3 protein-coding genes are annotated in these 3,428 nt (G+C 40.9%); 1 reads left to right on the top strand and 2 read right to left on the bottom strand.

From position 1 onward, the window contains the following. Positions 1 to 105 precede the first annotated feature (105 nt). Positions 106 to 1,116 carry an IS66 family transposase gene (locus MHM99_RS20885; RefSeq protein WP_343213298.1) on the top strand — a complete coding sequence of 337 codons (1,011 nt, stop codon included), beginning with the start codon at positions 106 to 108 and terminating at the stop codon, positions 1,114 to 1,116. A gap of 399 nt (positions 1,117 to 1,515) precedes the next feature. Here MHM99_RS20885 and MHM99_RS20890 read toward each other — a convergent pair whose 3' ends face one another. Both MHM99_RS20890 and MHM99_RS20895 read right to left on the bottom strand, forming a co-directional pair. Continuing rightward, complete coding sequence (locus tag MHM99_RS20890; RefSeq protein WP_187448086.1) at positions 1,516 to 2,475, bottom strand: ParB N-terminal domain-containing protein; 960 nt, start codon at positions 2,473 to 2,475, stop codon at positions 1,516 to 1,518. A 3-nt stretch (positions 2,476 to 2,478) separates the two neighbouring features. Continuing rightward, complete coding sequence (locus MHM99_RS20895; protein WP_232380367.1) at positions 2,479 to 3,342, bottom strand: AAA family ATPase; 864 nt, start codon at positions 3,340 to 3,342, stop codon at positions 2,479 to 2,481. Positions 3,343 to 3,428: the final 86 nt, after the last annotated feature.

Genomic DNA, 3,428 nt, shown 5'->3' on the forward strand with positions numbered 1-3,428 from the left:
CAACGCATCCGGCTTATAACCTGTGATCATAAGTAGCGATTAACGATCACGAAATAGTCTTAATAATGTAAGGTAATCAGCAGCTTAATACGGGATAATAGCGGTATGAACGAGAAAGAATACCAATCCCGCATCGCTGAACTTGAAGCGCTTCTTGAAGAGAAGAGCGCGCGGATTGCCTATTTAGAAGAACAGTTCCGTGTTGCCCAGCACAAGCAGTTCGGAAAAAGTACCGAAGGCCACCCAGGGCAAGGTGAGTTGTTTAAACCGCTTTACGAGCAGCTTCATCAACATCTGTTAAAGCAGCCTGTTATCGCAGCGGATGAAACCACGCTTAAAGTTGTTGAGTCTGAGAAAGTGAATAGTTATATGTGGCTATACGCCAGTGGCGCTGACTTACCTAGCGATAATATCCCCGATACAGCGACATCCAATATCGTGTTGTACGATTATCACAATAGTCGCGCCGGGCAATGCGCAGTCGACTTCCTTAATGGCTATAACGACTACCTGCAAGTAGACGGCTATCAAGGCTACGAGCAAACGCAAGCGACCCTTATCGGTTGCTGGGCACATGCACGTCGTAAGTTCATGGAAGCCAAAAAAGGTGCGGGTAAGAAAGGCAGCGGAAAAGCAGATTGGGCAATCAATCACATCCAAAAGCTCTACCGCATCGAAACGCAGCTAAACGATAAAACGGTCGAAGTGCGCTACCTTACCAGACAAGAAAAGAGCCTGCCGTTGCTCAATCAGCTTCACGCATGGCTAATGAAATCAGTTCAACAAGTGCTACCGAAAACCAAATTAGGTGAAGCGATACAATACTGCTTGAACCAATGGGAAAAGCTTGTACGTTATACACTCGACGGCCAACTAAAGATTGATAATAATCGCGCTGAGCGCGCGATTAAACCGTTCGTGATAGGCAGAAAAAACTGGCTATTTAGTCAAACCGCCACGGGCGCAAACGCCAGCGCAATGCTCTACAGTATCATCGAAACCGCTAAAGCTAACGACCTCAATGTGTTCGAGTATGCGATGACTTGCCTTGATGAACTCAGCAAGCCCGACGTCGATATCGAGCAACTGCTACCATGGCAGTTTGCTAAGCGATAGGTGGTATTGCCGGACGCTTACGGTCAAAACATCGGATTGTAATTTACAATCGTCATTTCTCAGTAGGTCAAAACATCGGATTGTAATTTACAATCGTCACTTTTCAGTAGGTCAAAACATCGGATTGTAATTTACAATCGTCACTTTTCAGCAGGTCAAAACATCGGATTGTAATTTACAATCGTCACTTTTCAGCAGGTCAAAACATCGGATTGTAATTTACAATCGTTACTTCTCAGTAGGTCAAAACATCGGATTGTAATTTACAATCGACACTTTTCAGCAGGTCAAAACATCGGATTGTAATTTACAATCGTCACTTTTCAGCAGGACAAAAAAACGGATTGTAAATTACAATCCGTAAATTTTTCAAGAGTTAATGGTTGATAAAGATAGTAATTATTGTAAACCACCAACATCCTTTAGAGCCGCAACAATCTCATCTATACTCGATTCACGAGGTAAACCTTCAAACGTCATTGTCACTTTATTGCCAATCCGTTTAACTTTAAGTTTTGACCCGTTTAGTATGGTTGTTTTGTTTACAGGCTTCTCTTCCTCTTCAATAACAGAAATAACAGACTTTAAAAAGAGATTGTTTTTTCTATCAGGATAATTGGACTTAATCTTTTCTACAGCTTGAGATAACGCTTGAGGGTCCTCTTTGTATAAACTTCCGATTCGCACAAGTTGGTTTAGTTTTACTTTAGTAACGTCCACCAACTTTTCAGCAAGGCCTAGAGCATCATATGCATCTCTGGCCTTCATTGTTCGAGCAAAATTACCAGCGTCCCAGCCAATCATTTCAGCTATTTCTTTTCCTGTAAGAACTTTGTCGTCAACAAGAGGCAAAATAGAAAGCCATCGTTCGAATGGTAGGATGTCATTTCTATCCTCGTTTTCACTAAACATAAGTTTAGCCGCTTCAGCATCATTAAGCGTTTTAATAAAAGCCTTGAAAAAGCCCACTGTTCGAGATGCTTCAAAACGGAGTCTACCTACTATTAGCTCATAAACAATACGACCATCTTTAGTAGTTTCATTTGTTTTTCTCACGACGCCCGGAATATGCTGACCATCAGCTTCAATAGACTTGCGTAACTGTGCTATCCGTTCTGTAACAAGAGAACTATTATGTCTGTCATGGTATTTAAAGATTTTTACTTGATCATGCTCTAAATGTAGTACCGGCTCTTTGATAGCTTTAGGGCGCTTTTCATGAACGCCCATGGCAAGGTTAACGGCAGGGTTAACCGTTTTTTTGTTCTGTGGTTCGCGTTCCTGTTGATTAGTATTTTGTTCTTCATCGCTTTTGATGACATCAAGCAAACTCCGCATATGACTTGTCTTCTTACTCATCTGTTAAACCTCGTTCTCATCTGTACTATTTTGGAAACTATTCAAGCTTGTTAAATCAGTAATAATTTCGTTGAATAAATCTTTCATGTTTTCAGTAATGCGTTTATCTGGCTTAACAGACTCATATGGTGTTTGAAACACTGCTGAAGCATTATCAATGGATTCAGAATGAAGCATGCTGTTCGTATACATATGTCTACCAAGTACAGCTTCCATAACCTCTATAAATTCATTGCTCTTAGTATTTCGGCGGTCATACATTGACGCCATAACTTTGATACTATTAAAAACCTTCCCTTCAGCTACTTTAAAAACATATTCAGTTGCCATTTCGAGAAATTGTCGAGTACTGACAAAATCAAGCATACGCGGAGGGCAGGGGATAATAATGTTGTCTACACTGAGAAGTGTTTGAAGGCCGATAATGCCAAGGCTAGGAGGTGCGTCTACAAAAACAAAATCATAGTTATGTCTAACTGTATCAATACCTTCTTTCAGTCGTTGAAAATATTCAAGTGGATCATCATCGCCGCTGCTAATCTGAGTAACAGCTTCAAATTCAGAACTAGATAGATGTTGCGTAGCAGGGATGATATGCAGATTATCGAAATGAGTTTCACGTATCGCATAATCAAGCGTCGTCTCTTCTGAATATAAAGTAAAAGGTAACACAGTGTCATAAGCATCGAGATCACCATCACCTACTATACCAAAAAGAGCACTCGTGCTCGCTTGGCTATCCATGTCAATTATCAGTACTTTATAGCCATTAAGCGCACAATATTGAGCAATGTTGACAGCCGTTGTCGTTTTACCTACGCCACCTTTAAAGTTATATAGCGCGTTAGTTATTCCGTAAGCGATCAATATAGACCGTTGTGATTCGTTTAGTGTTTGAGGCTATCTTCGTTTAAGGAGATGCGTTCTATATCTAACCGTGCTTCACAGCCGAA

The sequence above is a fragment of the Alteromonas sp. MmMcT2-2 genome, assembly GCF_022348305.1.
GTDB classification, from domain to species: Bacteria; Pseudomonadota; Gammaproteobacteria; order Enterobacterales; family Alteromonadaceae; genus Alteromonas; species Alteromonas macleodii.